Consider the following 22,904-nt stretch of genomic DNA (forward strand, 5'->3'; position numbering starts at 1 on the left):
AGGCAGGAACTATTCGGCTGGCGCATAGACGGGATAATCGACATAGCCCTTTTGACCGCTGTTCCCGTAAAAGGTGGCTCGATCAGGAATCGCAAGAGGCCAACCGTTCTTCATTCGCTCAACCAGGTCGGGATTCGCAATGAAAGGTCGACCAAAAGCGATTAGATCCAGCTCCCCAGATAACAGCGCACCCTCTGCTGATTCTCGATCAAAGCCACCCGCTGCAATCAATGTGCCTCGGTAGGTTTCACGGAAACTCGTTGCAAATCCCTCGGGCATGCCCTCGGCCCCAATGGTCAACTGATCGCTCAAGTGAACGTAGGCAATATCCCGCTTTTGAATCTCGCGCGCTACTTCAACCCATGTTTGTGCCTCATCGTCGAAGGGAGCCATGTCGAAGAGACGACCAAATGGAGAAATGCGAACACCAACCTTGGCACGGCCGATCTCCTGGGCAACGGCATCGATTGTTTCCAGCAGTAAACGAATTCTGTTCTGAATCGAACCACCATATTGGTCTGTACGATCGTTAACCGTTGGATTTATGAACTGTTCGAACAAGTATCCATTTGCGCCATGAATTTCCACGCCATCGAAGCCGGCTTCCATAGCTCTGCGAGCAGCCTGAACAAAATCATTCTTTACGCCTGGAATTTCCTCTGTAGAGAGAGCTCGCGGGGGACTGGCCTGGATCGGAGTGGGCTCATTCTTCTCGTTGTAGGCATACGCCATGGAGTTGGCAGCGAGTTTATTACTCGATGAAACAGGCGCGCCGCCATCTGGCTGCAACGTCGTATGAGATACACGGCCCACGTGCCAGAGTTGGGCGAAAATTTTCCCGCCCTCTTCGTGGACGGCATTTGTTACGAGCTTCCATCCCTCGACCTGCTCCTGGTTGTAAAGCCCAGGATTGAAGAGATAGCCGCGGCCCTGAATAGAAACCGGAACGCCTTCACTGATGATGAGGCCGGCGCTTGCCCGTTGGCGGTAGTAAAGCACCGTCAATTCGTCGGGAATGTCATTCAAGGCTCGAGCACGCGTCATGGGGGCCATGACGACACGATTCTTCAAAGGAAGGCCCGAAAGCGTGTATGGAGAAAAAAGAATACTCATAGGGTTCTCTGAAGTGGAGCGCTTCGAAGCGCCGATGAGAACCAATATACTGCGTCCTTCTCCTTAGATAATCGCCCTTGAATTCCAAACATTCCTTCCTCACATTCCACAATAGAGGTCTGAAAACGGCTTTAACGTAAAAAGCGCTACCCCTCAAAAGACAGCAATATCAGCCCCCCCGAGCTGTTGGAATACATGACAAGCAAACCATGCTTTTACTTACACGCAAGGAATTTTGCCTGCTCGCGCCAAAGTTTCCCCATTTGCGTCAATGAGAGAAACAGCTACTTCGCCACTGGCGACATTGGTTTGGGTCAACGTGTAATGAGTGCTTGGCTCAAAATGAGCATAGCTTATGGTTGCCAAGCATCTACGATGATTATCTCGGTGTCCGGTCATTACAATGCCAAGTTCCATAGTGTGCTCTGCTCCTGTGAAGGTGAAATTCTGCAGGTTGTTTGTGGCCTTCGTGTCTAGACGTCTTGCGATCATCTCATCGCCGATTTGTGCCTTAATATGCACGATGGATTCATTACCAGTAGGCGGTGCTGAGTTTGATGCGCAGCCTGTAAGGCCCGCGATGATGACGTATGCGGCCAACGCTTCAATATTCATAATTACCTCAAGTTAACGACTATTAGATATCAAAAAAATCTTGCGCAGTCACACAGATCGGAGATCTTTAATCCCGATAAACCATGCCACTCGACTTCGATATTTGGTACGGATCAATCTCACTGAGGCACATTATATTAGGCACAGCAAAGATGATTAATCGGTAAAAATTCCAATCATTTCATCATTAAAATCCAATAAGTTAGCGGTGATGACCCCGTCGCTTCCCTAAGTCAGGATTGATACCTCAACATAAAATCAAAGTCTTTATGCGGCCGCCAAGAACTCGTATTGCCCCTTCCTACTGACCCTCCTCTCTGGTTGGTAACCGCCTTGCGAGCTTGGGCAGATGACCCTGTCTCAACCCGGATTACATTCGCTCACCTATGAATGCGCCTCACATGGAGGCGCATTGTTAAGTGTTACCGTCCTGACCAAGAAGCCATGAGCAACTCAGGTTTTTGTTTCCGTCCAGCCGCCCCCTAAGGCCTTGTACAGCTGGATTTGAGCAGTGAACTTCGCAAGATGGCCAGTCAGCAATTGCTGGCGGGCAGAGAACAACTGACGTTGCGCATCAAGCAACGTCATATAGTTGTCGACCCCTTCCTCGTAGCGCTGCTGAGCCATCTGAGTATATTCATCAGTGGCACGTACAAGGTCTTCCTGACTTTTGAGCTGTTCGCCCCAGGTTCCCATTGCCGCCAGGCCATCAGCCACTTCACGGAACGAGACTTGGATGGCCTGCTCGTAGTTGGCCACACCTATGTCCTTTTGGATTTTGGCGTAGTCCAAGCTGGCCTTAAGTCTCCCACCAGTGAAGATCGGCAGGTGGATCTGCGGAATGAAGCTCCAGCTTTCCGATCCGCTATTAAACAGTCCACTGAGTTGGCTACTGGCCGTGCCAGCACCAGCAGTCAGCGTGATGCTGGGGAAGAAAGCTGCCCTTGCAGCACCGATGTTTGCATTGGCAGCGAGCAGTTGGTGCTCCGCAGCGCGGATGTCTGGTCGCCTCTGCAGCAGATCTGCCGGCAGGCCGGCAGGAATATCCGTCAGCAATTGTCCGTCGAGATTTGACTCCGGTAAGTCACGAGGTATGGTCGTGCCGAGTAGTAACTGCAAAGCATTGCCGTCCTGAGCCACTTGGCGGGTGTAGGCCTGCACCTGGCCACGTGCACTGTCGACCAATGTGCGTGCTTGGCGAATGTCCAGATCAGACGCGGTACCGGCCTCACTACTGGCCTGGATCAGTTCCAGGTTGTGCCGGTAGTTCTCCAGCGTGGAACGGGTAACTACCAACAGTTGCCGGTCGGTCTGCCAAGTGAGGTAAGCCACGGCGACATCAGCCACTAAGCCGATACGCACGCTACGCTGAGTCTCTTCACTAGCCAGGTAAGTCTCAAGCGCATTGCGATCAAGGCTGCGGATTCGGCCCCAAACATCCAGCTCATAACTGGTCAACCCAACCTGCAAGCTGTTGTCTCCGCTGGTTTCCTGACGGCCCGTCGAAGACAGATCGGCGGGAGTACGTGAGCGTCCCCCGCTGGCATCAACTCCTAACTCTGGAAACAAAGCAGATCCCTGAATACGGTACTGAGCGCGGTACGCAGCGACATTCAATGCCGCCTTGCGTAGGTCACGGTTGTTCTCAAGTGCCAAATCAACCAGTCGATGAAGAGCCGGATCTTTGAAGAATGTTTGCCAATCAATTTGCGCAGAATTGCCGGTCATCGGTGCCCCATAAGCAGCACCTTGCGGGAAGGCCTGCGGTATAGGAGCTTCCGGTTGCTGATATTCCGGAATCAGGTTACAGCCGGACAAGGTCATGGCTAGCACTAGCAGCAAAGGCTTATGCTTCATGGGTGACTCCTTCGCGAGTGGCCTGCACAGTCACTTCGCGCGTCTTGGATTTGAAAAACTTCATTACTGCCACATAGAAGAGAGGCACGAAGAAGATCGCAAGGAACGTCGCAGCCAACGTGCCGCCAACAACCGCCGTGCCAATGGAGTGCTGACTACCACTACCCGGGCCATAAGCACGAGCCAGTGGAAGCGTCCCCATCACAAAGGCAATCGACGTCATGATTATCGGTCGCAGACGAAGGCGCGCTGCCTCAGTGGCAGCCTGCACCAGACTACGGCCATGGTTTTCATTCAGGTCTTTTGCGAACTCCACGATAAGGATTGCGTTCTTCGCCGCTAGCCCCATTGTGGTGAGCATGCCTACCTGGAAAAACTCATCATTGGACAAGCCTCGGCCGAGGGTCGCCGCCACCGCACCGAGAACACCGAGCGGAACGACCAGCATGACGGAGACGGGTACTGACCAACTCTCGTAGAGGGCGGCCAAGCAAAGGAACACGATGACTAGCGATAGCACATAAAGCAGAGTTGCCTGCGACCCAGCGGCCCGTTCCTCATATGACAACCCCGTCCAGGACACCCCGAATCCGTCAGGCAACTGAGCAGCAATGCGCTCAATAGCAGCCATGGCATCACCGGTGCTATAACCCTCAGCCGGCTGGCCCAAGAGCTCAACGGATGGAATACCGCCGTAGCGCTCCAGCTTCGGAGAACCGTAGACCCATGTACCAGTAGCGAAGGCAGAGAATGGCACCATTTGCCCGGCATCGTTGCGCACGTACCACTTATCAAAGTCTTCAGGCGAAATACGGGCATCCATCTCGCCCTGCACGTAAACTTTTTTCACGCGTCCCTTATCGATGAAATCGTTGACATAGGTCGACCCCCAAGCTACCGACATCGTATCGTCGATAGCCTCAATGGATACTTGGAGTGCCCGTGCTTTTTCATCATCGATAGTGACTTGGTATTGCGCTTCATCATCCAGACCGTTGGCCCTAGTAATGGCCAGCGCGGGTTCTTGAGCAGCGAGCGTCATCAACTGATCCCGTGCCTCCAATAGCGCTGTGTGCCCGCGAGCCCCGTTGTCCTGAAGAAAAAAGTCAAATCCGGTCGCGTTACCCATCTCCATAATTGCTGGGGGGACGATTGAAACGACGTTGGCGTCCTTGATTGTGGCGGCAAAACTGGTGATGCGTTTAGAAATGGCGAACGCACTATTCTCGCTAGATTTACGTTCTTCAAAGGGTTTCAGTCGCACCCACACCACAGCTGAGTTCTGGCCTCTACCGGCAAAGTTATAACCGCTGATTGAGAACCCCGAGACGACACCGTCCTTTTCATTGTCCAGCAAGTAGGCGCGAACTTGGTTAAGCACCGCCTCGGTGCGCTCTGCACTGCTGTTGGGAGGCGTCTGAATCTGCACAATCAGAAGTCCCTGATCTTCGTCTGGAAGAAACGCCGTCGGCAGATTACGGAACATCATTGCCACACCAACCAGCAGAAGGATGTATACGACAAAGGTTCGCTTCGGGTTACGAAGGATTTTGGAGACAGAGTTTTCGTAACGAACCGAGCTGTTATCAAACATTCGGTTAAACCAGGCAAAAAAGCCCTTCTGTTTTTTCTCACCATGGCCAGCATGGGCTTTGAGCATCGTGGCACACAGCGCTGGTGTGAACACCAAAGCAACAAGAACGGACAGCCCCATCGCGGTGATAATCGTGATAGAGAACTGTCGATAGATGATGCCGGCTGAGCCACCAAAGAAGGCCATAGGCATAAACACGGCGCATATCACCAAGCCAATACCAACCAGAGCGCCCGAGATCTGCTTCATCGACTTGTAGGTCGCTTCGCGCGGCGTTAGGTTCTCCTCTGCCATCAAACGTTCAACGTTTTCCACCACTACGATTGCATCGTCCACCAGCAAGCCAATCGCTAGCACCATGGCGAACATAGTCATGACGTTGATGGTAAACCCACAGGCATACAGCACACCGAAGGTACCCAACAGAACTACGGGTACCGCGAGCGTGGGAATCAGGGTGGCGCGAATGTTCTGTAGGAACAGAAGCATCACCAGAAAGACGAGAACAATGGCTTCGAACAGGGTGTGAACAACCGAGTCAATCGACGCTTTTACCGAGGGGCTGGTGTCATACGGATAAACGACCTCTACTCCTGGAGGCAGAAAAGGTTTAAGGCTATCGACGGTTTGTTTTACACGCTCGACGGCCTCGAGCATGTTCGCACCCGTAGCTAATCGTAAAGCAATACCGGCAGCAGGCTTTCCGTTGTAATTCACGTCGTATGAGTAGGTTTCGTTACCCAAAACAACTTCGCCCACATCCTTCAAACGGATTTGAGAGCCATCGGGCTGAACCTTGACCAGAATTTCCTTGAACTCATCAGCCGAGGTCAAGCGCGTTTTGCCGATGACCGTTGCACTGAGCTCAACCCCTTTGCGCGTCGGCAACCCGCCGACGGAGCCGGAAGACACCTGAACGTTTTGTGCAGAGATTGCACCGACGACGTCCTTGGGCATCAGTTGATAGCTATTGAGCTTGGCCGGATCCAACCAAATGCGCATGGCATTCTGGAAGCCGAATACAAAGAAGTCCCCCACACCTTGGGTACGAGACAACGGATCCTGAAAGTTTGAGACGACGATATTACCCAGATCGCCATAATCCAGCTTCCCATCAGTCGAAACCAAGCCGACCAAAAGCATGAAGTTGGCTTGGTATTTAACGACCCGAATACCCTGACGTTGTACTTCCTGCGGAAGGTTCGGAGTAGCTAACTGAAGTTTGTTCTGCACCTGAACCTGGGCAATATCCGGGTTTGTCCCCTGATCAAAGGTGACGATAATCTCAACGCTACCATCGCTGTTTGCAGCAGAGCTGATGTAACGCAATCCGTCCAAACCATTGAGCTGCTGCTCGATGACCTGAAGAACGGTATCTTGGACAGTCTGGGCCGATGCACCCGGGTAGGTAACGGTAATCATGACCGCCGGTGCTGCGATATTCGGATACTGATTTACCGGCAAACTACGAATGGCCAACGCTCCACCTAGCATAATTGCCAGTGCAATCACCCACGCGAAGATAGGCCTATCAATAAAAAAGCGTGACATAACCAACCTCTCAATTCGCAGTGAAAGCTGCTTTTAGCTCAACACGGGTTGCTGGCTGAGCGTCCACCAGGGAATCAGCCTGCACATGCTGCAAACCTTCCGTGATCACCCGCTCGCCCGGCCGCACCCCGCTATCAACTAGCCAGGCATTGCCAACTGTGCGCACCGTTTCTAGGTCGCGTTGTTCTACGTGATTGTCGTCAGTCACTACCCATGCTGTGGCGACCCCGCGGCTATCACGACGAATCGCCTGCTGGGGCACCAACAAGGCCCTCTCCCTTACCCCTTCTTTCACTTGGGCGTGGACGAACATGCCTGGTAGCAGCGCGCGGTCGGGATTCGGGAAGACCGCCCTCAAGGTTACTGATCCGGTACCTTGGTCGACGCTGACCTCAGAGAACTTCAAGGTGCCAGACAGCGGATAGGCACTCCCATCGTCGAGAGTTAGGCTCACCTCTGCTTGGTCGGATCCGGTGTTTTTCAAATCGCCCGACTTCAATGCGCGCTTAAGTTCCAAAATGCGGGTGATGGACTGCGTAACATCGACATAGATCGGGTCGAGCTGGTTAACAGTCGCCATTGCCCCGATCTGACCATTGGTTACCAGTGCGCCCTCGGTCATCGCCGAGCGGCCAATGCGTCCCGAAATAGGCGAAAGAACCTTGCTGTACTGAACGTTGATGTCTGCTACTTGTTTGTCGGCTGCAGCCTGCTTCCACGTGGCAACCGCATCGTCGTATTGCTGCTGGCTAACAGCGCGGGATTTCAGCAGCCGCTCGTAGCGCTCGGCCAAGTTGCGGGCACTGCGAAGATTAGCCTCGGCGCGGGCCTGCTGTGCGATATAGGTACGTGGGTCAATCTGGTATAGCGCCTGACCCTGTTTGACTTCACTACCCTCGGTGAATAGACGGCGCTCCAGAATACCGGCAACCTGTGGGCGCACCTCAGCGACGCGATATGCCGATGTACGCCCTGGAAGATCGGTAGTAAGTGCAAGAGGGGCCTCAATAACCGTATAATAACCAACCTTAACTACTGCTGCTTGGTCTGCTACCTGCTCGGTCGGTTTGCACGCTGCTAAAATTAACGCCGACAGGGGTAACAACCCCACAATAAGGCGTGATGATTTAAACATGGGAACTCCAAAAACACTCCGACATTAAGCAACAACGCCAGGCGCTAAGATCATGACAAGACTAAGGCTTATATCAATCTGACTTGAGCACGCGCACGCGCTTCTTTCAGCAGTTATAACGCCTTATCTCAAATTAAGGACGGGATGGTTTTGTCTAGTTAGCGCACAACAAATCAATTATAAGCTCAGCAACATGATCGTCTTGGCAGAGAGTCAGAACTTAAAATTTTCAACCGGCGCAATTTAGACTTGCCGATGTGTGATCTTTGCCTCGATCCGGAGCTGAACCCTATTCATTGCAATTCTAGAGTTAACTCAATCCGCCGAATTCGCCGCCCCCCCCCCAAACTAAACTCTGCTCTAAGAGCAAAAGAGCCAGATTGGGATTAAGCTCGCTGAGGCACATTATATTAGGTGAAATTGAGATGATTAAGCGGCAAATATTCCAATCATTTCATCCCTGTATTCCATAATCATGCAGGCGTAGCTAACGCACCGGTTTCCTGACTCAGAGTTGAGGCCCAAATCATGAAATCGAGTGCATAGTGGCGCGCTCAGGGAGGCGCATCGATATCTTGAGGATAGCCGTGTGTAAGCGTCCGGCGAACTCACCTTCCGAACTCAAGCTTTAAGGGCGATGGTGTCCGCGTATTTTTAAGCGGACGCGATCACCCTCATCGCCAGGGTGGTGCCGGCACGCTGCACCGTGCGGGCGCTCATGTCGACCTGCAAATCACCAAGTCTGATCTGCGGATTGGGGTTGCCGCTGTAACGGCGGGCCACCGCCGCCACACGGGCCGAGAGTTCAAACAGGTCGAACGGTTTGACCAGGTAATCGTCGGCCCCGGCATTGAGGCCGGCGATGCGATCGGAAATCTGATCCTGGGCCGTCAGGATAATCACCGGGGTCACGTCCCCCGCCGAGCGCTGCTGACGCAAGAAATCCAGCCCGCGACCGTCCGGCAGCATCAAGTCCAGCAGGATCAGGTCGTAAGGCGTGGCGCGCACGCTGTTGCGCGCATGGTCCAGGCGCTGCACCCAATCGATGGCGTGGCCGTCATCGGCGATCTGCTCGCGCACCGCTTCCCCCAGCCCTGGGGCGTCCTCGACCAATAAAACCCGCATCTGGCACCTCCTGTGGTGATTGTTGTGCCGCACCTTAATCGCCCTACCTGACGTGAATCTGAAGATTCAGCTGGTTGTCAGGAATGCACCTTAGGGTATGCCACAGACGCCGACCTCGGCAGGAGACAGATCATGAAATCAGGTTTTATTGCCCATACCGCTCTGTTGAGCGTGCTGCTCAGTGGTTACGCCCTGGCTGACGACGACTGCAGCGATCCGGTGAGCGACTGGCAACCGCGCGACACCTTGCGTCAGCAAGTCGAGCGGCAATATGGCTGGAGCGTGCAACGCATCAAGGTCGACGACGGTTGTTACGAGCTCAAGGGGCTGGACCGCAAAGGCAACGCCATCGAAGCCAGCTACTCACCGGCCTCGCTGCGCCTGCGCACCCTCGAGATTCAGTTCCGCGACGATGGCGATGCCAAGGAATACCTCGGTAGCCCGATCACCGAGTAACGCCTCACCTGTCGATGAGTTTTTCCTGTGTTTCAGGTTGCTGTCAGCAAGCAGGTCCAGGCTCTCGACTTAACGATCAAAAGGACACCCTCATGAAAAAGATCATCGCAGCCACCTGCCTTGCCGGCGCCATTGCCCTGCCGGGTCTGGCCCAGGCCCGTGAAGTGACCCTGACCACCCAGCTCAAGGACTACAGCGGCAATGATGCCTACCTGGCGATCTACGTCACCGACGCCAACGGCCAGTACCAGAAAACCCTGTGGGTGGCCGGCAAGAAGGCCAAGTACTACAAGCACCTGGGCGACTGGGCCCGTGGCAGCGGGATGAACCCCAGCGAATTTGACGGGGTCAGCGGCGCCAGTGTCGGCAGTGGGCAGACCCTCAAAGTCAGCGTCGAGCTGGCAGACACCTTGATCGATGCCGGATATCAGATCCGCATTGACAGCGCCGTGGAGGACAAGCGTGACGCCCGCGCCGATGTCAGCGTGCCGCTCACGTCCAAGGGTGCGGGCCAGCCGGCGACCGGCAGCAGCTATGTCGAGTCCTTTACTTACGATCTGTAGCACCTGCCCTTTCTGGAGGCTGAACATGCTTCGCCAGTCCCATTCCCTGCCCGGCCTGATCGCGGCGCTGTTGGTGATGCTGTTGGCAATCAGCGGTGCCATCCTGTCGGTCGACCCGGCGCTGGAACGCTTGCACAACACCGCCACTGCGGCCGGGCAACTCAACGTCGGCCAACTGGCAGGACGTGTGGCCAATCACTTCCCGGGCGTGGAGCAGGTCCAGCGCACGGCGTCCGGGACAGTCATCGTCTACTACAACCAGAACGGTCAGACCGGGGCTGAAACGGTCGATCCATTGACCGGCGAAGGCCTGGCGCCTTACGCACCCTCCGCGTTTACGCGTTGGGTGAAAGAGCTGCACCGCTCGATGTTCCTTGGCACGCCAGGCCATGGAGTGTCGGGTGCCGGCGCGCTGTTCATGTTGATGCTGTCGGTGTCCGGCGCGCTATTGCTGGCCCGGCGCCTGGGCGGTTGGCGCAACCTGCTGCGGCCACTGCGGGGCTCGTTCAGCCAGCGCTGGCATGCGGAAGTCGGGCGGCTGGCGTTGCTCGGGCTGCTGCTGTCGGCATTGAGCGGGCTCTACATGTCCGCCACCACCTTTGGTTTTATCGCCGACGGCAGTCAACGCGAGCCCGCCTTCCCCGCCCACGTCAGCGCAGGCCCGGCCTTGCCGGTGGCGAAACTGCAAGCCTTACAGGCCACCGACCTCAACGACCTGCGCGAACTGGTCTACCCGAGCCCCGGTAACCCAAGCGATGTGTTTTCCCTGCGCACGGCCCAGGGCGACGGCTACGTGGATCAGGCCAGCGGTGCCTTGTTGTCCTATCAAGCCCACGACTCGATGCACAATCTGTACGAACTGATCTACCAGCTGCACACCGGCGAAGGCCTGTGGTGGCTGGGTCTGCCGCTGGGGTTGTGTGCCCTCTGCGTACCGTTGATGAGCGTGACCGGCATCCTGTTGTGGTGGCGCCGGCGCAAGGCTGGCCCGAAGATCCGCCACAACAGCCCTGCTCACTCTGCCGACAGCGTGATTCTGGTGGGCAGTGAAAACAACAGCACCTGGGGCTTCGCCAACACCTTGCACGACGCCTTGCACCTGGCCGGACACCGGGTGCATAGCGCGGTGATGAATCAATACGCCAACGACTACCGCAGCGCCCAACGCGTGATCATCCTCACCGCGACCCACGGTGACGGCGACGCGCCAGCCTCGGCTTCGCAGTTTCTGGCGCGTCTGGCCAACACCGGCCTCAAGCCCGGCCTGCCCTTTGCCGTGCTGGGCTTTGGTGACCGGCAGTTCTCGCAGTTCTGCCAGTTCGCCCATCAAGTGCAGGAGGCCATGTTGCAGGCCGGTGGCTCGCCGTTACTGGGCCTGGAAACAGTCAACCGCCAGTCCTCTCAGGAATTTGCGCGCTGGGGCCATGCGCTGGGCGAAGTGCTCCAGCATGACCTGACACTGGTCCATGCCCCGCAGCCGCCACAGACCCATCCATTGCAGCTGACCGAGCGCATTGTCTACGGCGAACAGGTGAACGCACCGACCCACGTCTTGCGCTTCAAGGCGCCCGGCGAGCTGCCGGACTTCCTGGCCGGGGACCTGGTCGGGATTGTGCCCCCGGGCAGCCCAATCCCGCGTTTCTATTCGCTGGCCAGCGGTTCGCAGGACGGCGTGCTGGAAATCTGTGTTCGCAAGCACAACGGAGGCCTGTGCTCGGAACTCCTTCATGGCCTGGACATTGGTGCGCAGATCGAAGCGTTTATCCAGCCCAACCCCCAATTCCGTCCGGCCTCGGGCACGCACCCGGTGATTCTGATCGGTGCCGGTACCGGCATCGGTCCCCTGGCCGGCTTTATCCGCAACAACAAGGCCCGACACCCGATGCACTTGTATTGGGGCGGGCGCAACCCGGCCTCGGACTTTCTCTACGAACCGGAGCTCAACCAATACTTGTCGGACCGCCGCCTCACGGCACTGCGCGCCGCCTTCTCTCAGGTCCAGGACCGCAGCTACGTTCAAGACCGGCTGATCGGCGATGCCCTGGCCTTGCGCCGACTGATTGAAAAAGGTGCCCAAGTACTGGTGTGTGGCAGCCGCGAGATGGCCAAAGGCGTGATGCAAGCCCTCGATGAAGTATTGGCCCCTCTTAATCTGATGGTTCTGATCCTCAAGGCACAAGGACGCTACCGTGAAGACGTCTACTGAGTTGCAGCGCTACAGCCTGAACGGCGAAACCATGGGCACCCGCTACACCGCGCTGTTCTATGCCGAGGCCGTGGTCGATATCGACGAAGTGGGTCATCACTTGGCGTGCGCCGTGGCCCGGGTGGATCAGCAAATGTCCACCTGGAAACCCGACTCGGACCTCAACCGCCTCAACGCCGCCCCTGAGCAGGTATGGGTGTCCGTGCCCCAGGAACTGGCAACGGTGCTGTCTGCGGCACTGCGTGTCAGCCAGCAATCCGGAGGCGCCTTCGACATTGCGGTCGGTGACCTGGTGAATGCCTGGGGGTTCGGCCCCGCGGAACCGACCGTCACAGAACAGGCGCTCGCGACAATGCCGCCGCGCACCCGACTGTCCGCCAGCGCCGCGCTGATGGTCGACCCATTACGCAAGCAGGTGCGCAAACGCGCGTCGCTGCACCTTGATTTGAATGGCATCGCCAAAGGGTTTGGCGTTGATGAACTGGCCCGCTGCCTGGAAGGTTTTGGGATAACCCGCTACCTGGTCGGCATCGACGGCGAGATGCGCGCCCGGGGCGTCAAACCCGGTGGTCAGGGCTGGACCGTGGCGTTGGAAAAACCTGAGCGGGGCGTGCGTGCAGTCATGGGCGTAATGGAACTTGGCGACGCCGCGATTGCGACTTCCGGGGACTACCGACAGTGGGTCGACGTGGCGGGTCAAGCCTATGCCCATACCATGAACCCGGCCACGGGCGCGCCGCTGTGCAACCCGCTCGCCGCCGTCACCGTGGTGGCCGCGTCATGCATGCTCGCCGATGCCTGGGCCACGGCGCTGATGGTACTGGGCGAAACCGAAGGGCCACGTCTGGCACAGGAGCGCGGGATGGACGCGTTGTTCGTGCTGCGCGATGGCCAGCAGTTCAAGGAAATATCCATTGTCGGCGGCCAGTTGCAGGCGCAGATTGAAACCCGTCCGATGTGAACCGCCTAATGACAGTGAGTCGCGCTCAACCATGAAATTCATGCACAGGCACACCGAATCCCACCGCAGTGATCGTATCGGCTGGCTGCGCGCCGCCGTCCTTGGGGCCAACGACGGCATTGTCTCCACCGCCAGCCTGCTGATCGGCGTGGCCGCCGCCAACGCCAGCCACGCCACGTTGCTGGTCACGGGCATGGCGGGGCTGATGGCCGGCGCCATGTCCATGGCCGCAGGTGAATACATCTCCGTGCACTCTCAGGCCGATACCGAGCGCGCCGATCTGTCCCGCGAACGGGCAGAACTGGCGAGCGACCCGAAAGCCGAGCACATCGAGCTCGCCAACATCTACATGCGTCGCGGCGTATCACCCGAACTGGCCCATCAAGTGGCCGATCAATTAATGGGCCATGACGCACTGGGCGCTCACGCCCGGGACGAGTTGGGCATCAGCGCCACCCTCACCGCCAAACCCTTGCAGGCCGCCCTCGCCTCCGCTGCCAGTTTCGTGGTGGGTGCCGCGTTGCCTCTGGCGGTGACGTTTGTCGCGCCGGAGCACAGCGTGGTGCCCTGGATTTCGGCCATGTCATTGGTGTTTCTCGGGACATTGGGCGCCATTGCCGCCAAGGCAGGCGGGGCCAAAATCCTGACCGGCGCCTGGCGGGCGACCTTCTGGGGTGCGCTGGCCATGGGCATTACGGCACTGGTGGGGCATTTGTTTGGCGCCGTGGTCTAGCGGGGGGCGAACTCCAAAAACAAAGGGCGTCCGCTAGCCAAAGGGACGCCCTTTACGGGTTGACGAGCTAAACCACGCCGACGAAATCGCTCGCCGTGAGGGCCACATGCCCGACCAGATCAATCTGGAAGTCGGCGCCATTGCCGCTGTTTACATTGCCCTCCACATACGTGTGATCGACTCCGCCCACATTGACGAAGTGGTACTTCAATTGCGCCTGGTTGTTGAACTCGTTGCCGGCGCCGTTCCACTCGCCGGACCCCGCCCCTGCACCCGGACAACCTGCAGGAATGGATCATCCGCGCCGGCACCGACAGCCCCTCGATTCGTGCCCGGCGCCTGAATGTCAACACCGCCGACGAAGAAGTGGCCAAGGCCAAGGCCGGACACTGGCCGACCCTTGATTTGGTCGTCGGTTACACCGCCGCCGACAGCGAAACACTGTCCACCCAAAACCAGCGCAACCGCTACACCTCCGCAGGGCTGGAGCTGAACATTCCGTTGTACAGCGGCGGCTACGTCAGAGCCAGCGCCAATGCTTATCTTGGGCCGAAATTGGCGTTTTGAGCACCGAAGGCCTGTCGGCCGTTTTGTTGATTTACCTCAAGGATTTTTCGTCGTTCAGGCGTAGAAAAGACTGATCGGGCACTCACGGTTCGTCCCTTCTCACGCCCTTTACAGAGGACTTCATCTTGAACGACCTGAGTCTGCGTAATGCCATCCTGGATGAACTGGAATTCCAGCCTGAAATCGATGCCACCAGTATTGGCGTGGCCGTGGACGGCGGCGTGGTGACCCTCACCGGTCACGTTTCCAGCTACGCCCAGAAAATCAGTGTAGAACGCTCCGTCAAAAGCCTCAAAGGTGTACGCGCCGTCGCCGAAGAAATCCAGATCCGCCCCGAGAAAGGCGCCGGCACAGCAGATGACACGATTGCCAGTCGCGCGTTGAAAATCATCAATTGGAGTTCCGACGTGCCCGAAGGCGACATCAAAGTCGTCGTGCAACATGGGTGGATCACCCTGGAAGGCGAAGTAGACTGGCAATACCAAAAAGAAACCGTGGAACGGGCCGTGCGCAAATTGTCCGGCGTGTTGGGCATCGACAATTGCCTCACTCTTCGTCCCCGGGCAGACGCCAGCGATATTCAGCGCAGCATCGAAGCGGCACTCAAGCGCAATGCCGAGGTAGAAGCCGACGGGATACACGTCAAGGTCCAGGGCGACGTGGTCATACTCGAAGGCCGGGTCCATTTTTGGCGCCAGCGTCACGTTGCAGAACGGCTGGCCTGGGCAGTGCCCGGTGTAAAAGAAGTCATTGATCATATTCTGCTGGCCTGAGTCACGGCTCGTCGATGACAGTGGCTCCGCCTGCGAGGCGCCGTGCCCGGCAAGATTAATAATCCGGGCACCACAACTCTACCCTGGCCCCGCGCCACGGGAGCCCCGCTTCTGATGAGCTTGTTGTCTGTCATGACCGCATATCTCGCCCATGTTTATCAAAAAAATGGCGCCGATCGGCGAACGCCGCTTGATCTTGATCAACTTGAGTGAAGCTGTGTCCCGTCTTCTTGCCTTCCACTGTGCCAACGACTACACAGCTTGCGCAGCTCGCTAAACCAGAAGACCAGGCTGGCCATTGCCAGACAAAGGCCCCACTGGCTGAGCGTCAATGCACTCGTGCCGAACGCCCTGTTGAGTGGCGACAGGTGCACCACTGCAATCTGCAAGACCATCGCCAGGACAATGGCCCCCCAGAGCCATCGATTGGCGAACAGGCCGGCAAATGCACTGGTGGACTCCGAGCGCGCGCTCAACGCGTTAAACAGCTGCGCTAATACAAGGACGGTAAAAGCGCCCGTGCGTGCCTCAGACAGCGACGCATCACCTGGTATCAACCCTCCCGGCAGCATCCAGTCGACCGTTAATAAACTCGCCAACGCCATGACCAGCCCCACCTGGACCACGCCCACCCACATACGGGTATCTATGATTCGATCCGTCGGTCTGCGTGGGGCGCGCGTCATGACATCCTCGCTGCACGGATCAAGCCCCATGGCGATAGCAGGCGCTGCATCAGTGATCAAGTTGATCCACAGAATCTGGGTGGCCAAAAGTGGCAGAATGATCCCGCCCTTCTCATCCACCAGGCCGACGACGCCTGCGCCTACGACGGCAAGGAAGACCGTCAGTACTTCTCCCATGTTGGACGACAGTAAGTAGCGAAGAAACTTGCGAATATTGTCCAGAATTCCACGTCCTTCGCGAACGGCCAACACGATGGTTGCGAAGTTATCGTCAGCCAGAATCATTTTCCCCGCTTGCTTGGTAACCTCCGTTCCTGAAATACCCATGGCTATGCCGATATCGGCTGACTTCAGTGCCGGCGCGTCGTTAACCCCATCGCCCGTCATTGCCACTACATGCCCCTGCGCCTGAAGCGCATCGACAATCCTCAGTTTCTGCGAAGGTGCCACTCGTGCGTAAACAGAGGTCGATTTGACTACTTCGGCCAAAGCCGCGTCGTCCAGCTGATCCAGATCAGCCCCGGTCAACGCCCCTGCACCGGCCTGGATAATGCCCAGGTCCTCGGCGATGCGGGTCGCCGTCCGCGGGTGGTCGCCGGTGATCATGATGATGCGGATACCTGCACGATGCGCCTCAGATATAGCCGGTGCGACTTCTTTGCGCGGTGGGTCGATAATGCCGACCGTTCCGATGAAAACAAGCGCTTTCTCCAGCGCCGCACCGGCGGTGACATCCTCGTCGGCCTCTAAAGGACGGTACGCCACGGAAAGCGTGCGCAACGCGGCACCCGACAACTCATTCACATCGGCCACGGCTTTTGCGCGAAGGACATCGTTTAGAGGCACTACATCCATGCCGACCTGAACATGTGTGCAATGTTGAAGCAGTACATCCGGTGCCCCCTTGCTGATCAACAGTCGCTCATCGTTGTGTTCATGATCGATGACCAACACCGACATCATTCTTCGATCAGAGGTAAACGGTATTTCCGCCAATCGTTCGAAGCGTTCAACACTGCGTGCAGGCGCATCAAGTTTGCGCTCTGCTACCAGAAAGGCCCCTTCGGTCGGATCTCCCTGAATCCCCCATGTGCCGTCTTCCTGTTGCCCAAGTGCGGCATTGCCGGCCAGGCTTCCGCCATGCAACAACAGCACAATTTCGCTGTGCACCGGGCCACAGGTCATGGGCAGGTCTTGGTGGTGAATCTGACCCTGCGGGGTGTAACCGACACCGCTGACCTCGGCTTTTCCGGATGCCGTCATGGTTTGCTGGATGGTCATTTCGGAACGAGTCAGCGTGCCAGTCTTGTCGGTGCAGATGATCGATGCAGACCCTAGGGTTTCCACGGAGGACAGGTGTTTGATTATGGCTTTGTTGCGAGCCATTCGTTGCACACCGAACGCGAGTACCAGTGACATAACGGCGGGCAGCCCTTCGGGTACCGCGGCCACCGCCAAGGACACCCCTAACAGGAGAACCCGCAATACATCGTCAACACCGTGAATATCTGTGAGCATCAGTACGGTCGCGACGACAACGCAAGCGATAACCAGAACGGCAATGCCGAGCATCCGCCCTATTTTGCGTACTTCTCTTTGCAGAGGTGTCACTTCCTCCGGCGTGACATCCAGCAGATGAGCTATCGTCCCGACCTCGGTCGCCATACCGATTGCAGTGACGACGCCGAGGCCCGAACCCTGGGCGATGGCGGTGCCTTTAAACACCATATTGGAGCGCTCTGCCAACGGGGTTTCGGCGCGTAAAGGTACTGCATTTTTTGAGACCGCCCCACTCTCGCCGGTCAGCGACGCTTCCAGTACTCGCAGGGCATTGGCCTGAACAAGACGAGCATCGGCGCCCACCGAGTCGCCTTCGGATAATACGAGAAGATCACCGACAACCAGTTGGTGACTGGGGATACGCGACAACATTCCTTCGCGGATGATTGAGGAAGTGGTTTGAGTCAGTCTGGCCAACGCAGCAACGGCTCGCTGCGAGCGGGCTTCCTGGAAGAACCCCAGGAACGCATTCGCGAGCACAATAAGTGTGATGACCAAGGCATCGACGGGCCATTCGCGGCCATCGACAAGGAGCCAGGTTCCCAAGGTGATAGCCACTGCGACTAGCAGTAAATAAACCAGCGGATCCCGAAATTGCGCCAGCAAGTAGTGCCAGGCCGGTTTGACGGGTTGAGTGCGTAGCTCATTGGCCCCGTCACGGGTCAAGCGTATTTCAGCTTGTGCATTGGTCAAGCCCACACGGATGTCAGAGTCCAGCCTATGGACAATCAATTCGACTTCTTCGAGGTATGGAGAAGCGATATAGCGATTGTCAGGCTCAACGGCGCTACTCATTGCATCCCCTTTTACAACGCAGTGGTCAGTGATCGCGTCCGGCAAAAATACTGGCCTTAAAGAAAGCTTAAATATTCGTGGCCGATACCACCTGATCACTCGAACAGTTAGACGTCCAACTCGTTCTGGATAGAGAGTATGAGCGCGCCACTTCACGGTTGCCTGATCTATATCAGATTCAAAGGCCGCCAGCGGCGTACAAAGGAATGAACCGTATGGTTCATCACCAATGGCACGACCCCGGCGCCTGCCAAGGGTACTTGGCAGAACGTCCACCAAGGCAACATCAAGAAAGTGCTGAGCTGGACGTTACCCACCAACGCGGGCGAGACAATGCCCCTGATTGTCGCGCTACTGTTTGGTCTTACATTGCCAGTCACGGCGATACAGATCCTGTGGATCAACCTGATTAGCGCCATCGCGGTCGGCATTGCGCTGTTCGTCATCATCGAGATTGAAAAACAGATTCGACTGCGTTTAACCGAGTCTGATCGTCAACCGTGACGATCACTCCCCTGCCCATCCACCCTGCAAGGACCTGAACCATGAACGCATCCAGATTCGCCGCCCTCGCCCTGACCGCGGTGCTTTCCCCCACGCTGACCTTTGCCCAGCAAGACACCGACGCCGCCAAACCGACGCCGCAGTCGATGAGCATTGAGCAATTTGATCAGGATATGGCGAAGACCCAGGAAAACCTGAAGAAGATGCATGAGCAAATGAGCCTGATCCAGAAAACCACCGATCCGGCGCAACGCCAGAAACTCATGCAAGAGCACCAGGCTACGATGCAGCAAGGCATGCAGATGATGAATGGGATGATGAGGGGCGGCATGATGGGCGGCCACATGAAGGGGCACGGCCCGATGATGGGTTGGAAACAAATGGGCAACCACTATTCCCAGATGACGCCTGAGCAGATGAAGCAGCATCAGTACATGATGGACAACTACATGGGGATGCAACAAATGATGATGGAGCAGATGATGCAACACCAGCAGCACATGGGCACGCCAGCTCGCTAGACCCGTCTCCCGGAGCCCCGGGCAGCGCCTTGCCTCCAAGTCCTGCCCGCCCCACCTGCCCTGTCGGCAGATGAGGTTTTCAATAACCGTGTACTCATCGCGGGGCGTGTCATCAGGCCTCAATGCAAGAGCTTCAACCCGCCGGCAAGCACAAGTGCCACCCAGCAGGTCCAGCCCGAAAACATACTGCGCAAGACCAGCCTGCGCGGAATGAACCCCACCCCTCTTACAAAGGCCACGCTCATGGCGATGAACAATGCCGTTGCCAGCGCATGGTCGGCTTTCCCATCCGGCGCCGTCATCAGTGGCGGGTAGAGCGTACAAGCCAGCATGATCGTCACCGCGACAGCCAGGCTCAGCCGATCAAGCCGTGAAGAGGGCTGGACGTCAGCGACATTCGGCGTCATGGCTGCGCCTCGTCAGGGTCACTCATGGCCCGACCGGCCTCGTTCTCACCCCACATTGCATTGAGTATCGCCAGCAGCAGTGCAAAACCGACTCCCAGCATCCAGGCGAAATACCACATATTGCGTTACTCCTATGTCGACACTAGTACGCCGAATGCTCGTTGGCGGTGATCTGGGTGGCCGTGACCTTGCCCCGCATGACGCGATACGCCCAAGCGGTATAGATCACAATCAATGGCATGAAGAACAACGTGGCCCAGAACATGATGGCCAGGCTCAGGTGACTGGAAACACTGTCCCATACGGTCAGGCTTGCCGCTGGCATCGATGAGGACGGCATGACAAAGGGGAACATCGATACCCCTGCCGTACCGATGACGCCGACCACCGCAAGCGATGACGCAACGAACGCACAAAGGGTACGTCGCCTCATCAGCAACAGCGCCGCACCGGTTGCGCCGGCCAGTCCAAGCGCGGGCAGCAGCCACAGCCAAGGATAGCGACCATAGTGGGCCATCCAGGCCCCCGCCTCCCTCACGACCGACTTGCCGAGAATGTCAGGCAACCCGGCAGCATCCACGATTGACGTGATGCGATACCCCTCGATCCATTGCAGCCAGACACCCGCTACGACGAACGAACACACCAGCACAAACGCAGCGCCTACCGCGCCTTTTATCGCCCGGGACTGAATGCTGCCCTCCGTGCGATGGGCCAGGTACGTGCCCCCTTGCAGCGTAATCATGGCGCTGCTGACCACGCCGGTCAGCAGCGCGAAAGGGTTGAGCAATTGCCAGAAGCTGCCGGTATACGTTGACACCAGGTACTCATTGAAGTGAAACGGTACGCCCTGCAGCAGGTTGCCAAACGCGATGCCGAATACCAGCGGCGGCACAGCCCCACCCACGAAAAGTCCCCAATCCCAGGTACTGCGCCACACCGGGTGGTGGATCTTGCTGCGGTAGTCGAAACCCACCGGGCGGAAAAACAATGCCCAGAGCACCAGGATCATCGCCCAATAGAATCCGCTGAACGCCGTGGCATAGACCACCGGCCATGCGGCGAACAACGCGCCGCCAGCCGTAATGAACCAGACCTGATTGCCATCCCAATGCGGGCCCACGGTGTTGATCACGACACGGCGTTCCATGTCATTGCGACCCACGAACGGCAGCAGCGTGCCGACGCCCATGTCGTGGCCGTCCATGATGGCGAAACCTATGAGCAGGACGCCGACCAGCGCCCACCAGATGATCTTGAGCGTGAAGTAATCAAGCATGATGAAGCTCCTTCAACTTGGCGTCGTGGACATAACGACCGGTGCCGAGGCTGCCGGGCCCCTGGCGGGCAAACTTGACCATCAGGAACATTTCCACCGCCAGCAGCACGGTGTAGAAAACGACGAACCCAGCCAGAGAGCCATACAGGTTATCGACGCTGAGGGTGGAGACGCTCATGTGGGTCGGCAACACACCGTAGATGGTCCAGGGTTGGCGGCCGTATTCGGCCACGAACCAGCCCAGTTCGCAGGCAAGCCACGGCGCAGGCAGCATCAACAGTGCGCAGCGCAGTAATCCGCGATGATGTGCGCCGTTCGACTTCAAGGTGCTCCAGAAGGCCAGCCCGAAAAGCACGAGCATGGCAAAGCCCAGGCCGACCATGATCCGGAACCCCCAGAACATCGGGGTCACGCGCGGTACCGTATCGTTCACCGCTTTGTCGATGATGGCCGGCGTGGCCTGGTTGACATCCTCGACGTACTTTTTAAGCAGCAGGCCAAAGCCCAGGTCGGCCTTGTACGCTTCGAAGGTATCGAACGCGGCCTTATCGGTGCGATCGGCTCGAAGCGCTTCAAGCGCATTGACGGCGGTAATGCCCCGCAGAATGCGCGCGCGGTTTTTCGCCTTGATGTCATGGATACCCGGAATCTGCTTGCTGACCGAACGTGTGCCGATCAAGCCCATCACCCACGGCACATCAAGTTCCCAATTATTTCTGGACTCGGCTTCATTGATGCTGGCCACCAGGGTCAAGCCCGCCGGCGCGGGTTTGGTTTCCCACATGGCCTCCATGGCCGCCAGCTTGGTTTCCTGCGCCTCTCCCACCGTGTAACCCGACTCATCCCCCAGGACGATGACACTCAGCACCGAAGCCAGGCCGAAGGCGGCCGCCACCCGGAAACTGCGCTTGGCGAACTCGACATCACGCCCCTTGAGCAAGTACCAACTGGAAATCGACAACACAAACATCGAGCCGGTGACATAGCCTGCAGACACCGTGTGGACAAACTTGGCCTGCGCCACCGGGTTGAAGACCACGGCCCAGAAGTCCACCATCTCCATGCGCATGGTGATGTAACTGAATTCCGAGCCCACCGGGTTCTGCATCCACCCATTGGCGATCAGAATCCACAGCGCCGACAGGTTTGTGCCGATGGCCATCAACAGCGTGACCAGCAAATGATGTTCTTTCTTCAGGCGATCCCAACCGAAAAAAAACAACCCGATCATGGTCGATTCAAGAAAGAACGCCATCAGGCCCTCGATGGCCAGCGGAGCACCGAAGATGTCCCCGACGTAGTGCGAGTAATACGCCCAGTTGGTGCCGAACTGAAACTCCAGCGTGATGCCGGTGGTCACGCCCAACGCGAAGTTGATACCGAACAATTTTCCCCAGAAGCGAGTCATGTCCTTCCAGATGACATTGCCGGTCATCACGTAGACGCTTTCCATGATGACCAACAGCCACACCATCCCCACGGTGAGCGGCACAAACAGAAAGTGGTACAGCGCAGTGGCTGCGAATTGCAGCCGTGACAAATCCACCAGTTGTTCTGAGATCACTTGCTTGCCCCTTGAACCGAGGTGGGTACGCCGAACCTGTCACTGATGGTGTTCGAGTCGACGCTGACGCGCGAATCCTTGATGAACAGCCACCACAGCACTGTCAGTACGATCAGTTTGATCAGCACTGCTGTGAGCAGATGGCGACGCAGTCGTTTATCGAAAATAGTCATGGAGCAAGCATTAGCACGGCTCGTGCCAACGCCTGAATTTATTATTTACTTATATAAAACAATGACTTATTGATAAGCACCGGCGCTCATCGCTTGGTTTGGAGGGAACAGAACCTGCCAAACTGCCAGGGGCTGGCAGTCTTTGGCAGTCGGAACTCCATGACGA

The 22,904-nt window shown here is 57.2% G+C and carries 19 protein-coding genes and 2 pseudogenes; 9 read left to right on the top strand and 12 right to left on the bottom strand.

The window, feature by feature from the left end:
- Positions 1 to 9: 9 nt before the first annotated feature.
- The 6 genes and pseudogenes from AC3ZVB_RS15970 to AC3ZVB_RS15995 all read right to left on the bottom strand — a co-directional run.
- A complete protein-coding gene (locus tag AC3ZVB_RS15970; RefSeq protein WP_490147079.1) occupies positions 10 to 1,113 on the bottom strand; it encodes an alkene reductase in 1,104 nt (367 codons plus the stop codon).
- Positions 1,114 to 1,332: 219 nt separating this feature from the next.
- Positions 1,333 to 1,728: a hypothetical protein gene (locus tag AC3ZVB_RS15975; protein WP_490147080.1), complete on the bottom strand. Its 396-nt coding sequence runs from the start codon at positions 1,726 to 1,728 to the stop codon at positions 1,333 to 1,335.
- A gap of 453 nt (positions 1,729 to 2,181) precedes the next feature.
- Entirely contained in the window at positions 2,182 to 3,585 is a 1,404-nt protein-coding gene (locus AC3ZVB_RS15980) for an efflux transporter outer membrane subunit (RefSeq protein ID WP_490147081.1), read from the bottom strand.
- Positions 3,575 to 6,730 carry an efflux RND transporter permease subunit gene (locus tag AC3ZVB_RS15985; protein ID WP_490147082.1) on the bottom strand — a complete coding sequence of 1,052 codons (3,156 nt, stop codon included), beginning with the start codon at positions 6,728 to 6,730 and terminating at the stop codon, positions 3,575 to 3,577. Before AC3ZVB_RS15985 ends, AC3ZVB_RS15980 begins: the two co-directional genes overlap by 11 nt.
- A 10-nt stretch (positions 6,731 to 6,740) precedes the next feature.
- On the bottom strand, positions 6,741 to 7,865 hold the full coding sequence (locus AC3ZVB_RS15990) for an efflux RND transporter periplasmic adaptor subunit (protein ID WP_490147083.1): 1,125 nt from the start codon (positions 7,863 to 7,865) through the stop codon (positions 6,741 to 6,743).
- Between the two features lie 681 nt (positions 7,866 to 8,546).
- Positions 8,547 to 8,990, bottom strand: a pseudogene (locus AC3ZVB_RS15995) (response regulator); the annotation flags it as partial.
- A 132-nt stretch (positions 8,991 to 9,122) separates the two neighbouring features.
- On the opposite strand from AC3ZVB_RS15995, the gene AC3ZVB_RS16000 reads away from it, so the two are divergent.
- From AC3ZVB_RS16000 to AC3ZVB_RS16030, 7 genes and pseudogenes are all read left to right on the top strand, one after another.
- Positions 9,123 to 9,446: a PepSY domain-containing protein gene (locus AC3ZVB_RS16000; protein ID WP_490147084.1), complete on the top strand. Its 324-nt coding sequence runs from the start codon at positions 9,123 to 9,125 to the stop codon at positions 9,444 to 9,446.
- 92 nt (positions 9,447 to 9,538) lie between these two features.
- Positions 9,539 to 10,009, top strand: coding sequence for a DUF2271 domain-containing protein (locus AC3ZVB_RS16005; protein WP_490147085.1), 471 nt, complete (start codon positions 9,539 to 9,541; stop codon positions 10,007 to 10,009).
- Positions 10,010 to 10,034: 25 nt separating this feature from the next.
- Positions 10,035 to 12,215 (top strand): PepSY domain-containing protein, encoded by a 2,181-nt coding sequence (locus tag AC3ZVB_RS16010; protein ID WP_490147086.1) that lies wholly within the window; start codon positions 10,035 to 10,037, stop codon positions 12,213 to 12,215.
- Entirely contained in the window at positions 12,199 to 13,176 is a 978-nt protein-coding gene (locus AC3ZVB_RS16015; RefSeq protein WP_490147087.1) for an FAD:protein FMN transferase, read from the top strand. The genes AC3ZVB_RS16010 and AC3ZVB_RS16015 overlap by 17 nt, the downstream gene beginning before the upstream one ends.
- Before the next feature lie 31 nt (positions 13,177 to 13,207).
- The gene (locus AC3ZVB_RS16020) at positions 13,208 to 13,909 is read left to right on the top strand and encodes a VIT1/CCC1 transporter family protein (RefSeq protein ID WP_490147088.1); all 702 of its coding nucleotides are present in this window, start codon (positions 13,208 to 13,210) and stop codon (positions 13,907 to 13,909) included.
- 258 nt (positions 13,910 to 14,167) lie between these two features.
- A pseudogene (locus tag AC3ZVB_RS16025) lies at positions 14,168 to 14,449 on the top strand (TolC family protein); the annotation flags it as partial.
- 152 nt (positions 14,450 to 14,601) lie between these two features.
- A complete protein-coding gene (locus tag AC3ZVB_RS16030; protein WP_490147089.1) occupies positions 14,602 to 15,249 on the top strand; it encodes a BON domain-containing protein in 648 nt (215 codons plus the stop codon).
- Between the two features lie 200 nt (positions 15,250 to 15,449).
- On the opposite strand, the gene AC3ZVB_RS16035 is transcribed toward AC3ZVB_RS16030, so the two are convergent.
- Complete coding sequence (locus AC3ZVB_RS16035) at positions 15,450 to 18,290, bottom strand: cation-translocating P-type ATPase (protein ID WP_490147090.1); 2,841 nt, start codon at positions 18,288 to 18,290, stop codon at positions 15,450 to 15,452.
- Between the two features lie 333 nt (positions 18,291 to 18,623).
- Here AC3ZVB_RS16035 and AC3ZVB_RS16040 point away from each other — a divergent pair, with 333 nt between their 5' ends.
- Together AC3ZVB_RS16040 and AC3ZVB_RS16045 are read left to right on the top strand one after the other, a co-directional pair.
- Entirely contained in the window at positions 18,624 to 18,794 is a 171-nt protein-coding gene (locus AC3ZVB_RS16040; protein WP_490147091.1) for a hypothetical protein, read from the top strand.
- Positions 18,795 to 18,835: 41 nt separating this feature from the next.
- A complete protein-coding gene (locus tag AC3ZVB_RS16045; RefSeq protein WP_490147092.1) occupies positions 18,836 to 19,315 on the top strand; it encodes a hypothetical protein in 480 nt (159 codons plus the stop codon).
- 119 nt (positions 19,316 to 19,434) lie between these two features.
- Here AC3ZVB_RS16045 and AC3ZVB_RS16050 read toward each other — a convergent pair whose 3' ends face one another.
- The 5 genes from AC3ZVB_RS16050 to cydP are packed head-to-tail and all read right to left on the bottom strand — an operon-like array spanning position 19,435 to position 22,738.
- Positions 19,435 to 19,722, bottom strand: a complete 288-nt coding sequence (locus AC3ZVB_RS16050; RefSeq protein ID WP_490147093.1) for a cyd operon YbgE family protein — start codon at positions 19,720 to 19,722, stop codon at positions 19,435 to 19,437.
- Positions 19,719 to 19,841: a cytochrome bd-I oxidase subunit CydX gene (gene cydX, locus AC3ZVB_RS16055; RefSeq protein ID WP_490147094.1), complete on the bottom strand. Its 123-nt coding sequence runs from the start codon at positions 19,839 to 19,841 to the stop codon at positions 19,719 to 19,721. Before cydX ends, AC3ZVB_RS16050 begins: the two co-directional genes overlap by 4 nt.
- A 23-nt stretch (positions 19,842 to 19,864) precedes the next feature.
- Complete coding sequence (gene cydB, locus AC3ZVB_RS16060) at positions 19,865 to 21,001, bottom strand: cytochrome d ubiquinol oxidase subunit II (protein WP_490147095.1); 1,137 nt, start codon at positions 20,999 to 21,001, stop codon at positions 19,865 to 19,867.
- Complete coding sequence (locus tag AC3ZVB_RS16065) at positions 20,994 to 22,565, bottom strand: cytochrome ubiquinol oxidase subunit I (protein WP_490147096.1); 1,572 nt, start codon at positions 22,563 to 22,565, stop codon at positions 20,994 to 20,996. Before AC3ZVB_RS16065 ends, cydB begins: the two co-directional genes overlap by 8 nt.
- On the bottom strand, positions 22,562 to 22,738 hold the full coding sequence (gene cydP / locus AC3ZVB_RS16070; protein ID WP_490147097.1) for a cytochrome oxidase putative small subunit CydP: 177 nt from the start codon (positions 22,736 to 22,738) through the stop codon (positions 22,562 to 22,564). Before cydP ends, AC3ZVB_RS16065 begins: the two co-directional genes overlap by 4 nt.
- Positions 22,739 to 22,904 lie beyond the last annotated feature (166 nt).

It is taken from the genome of Pseudomonas sp. MDV22-iso1 (assembly GCF_058145095.1).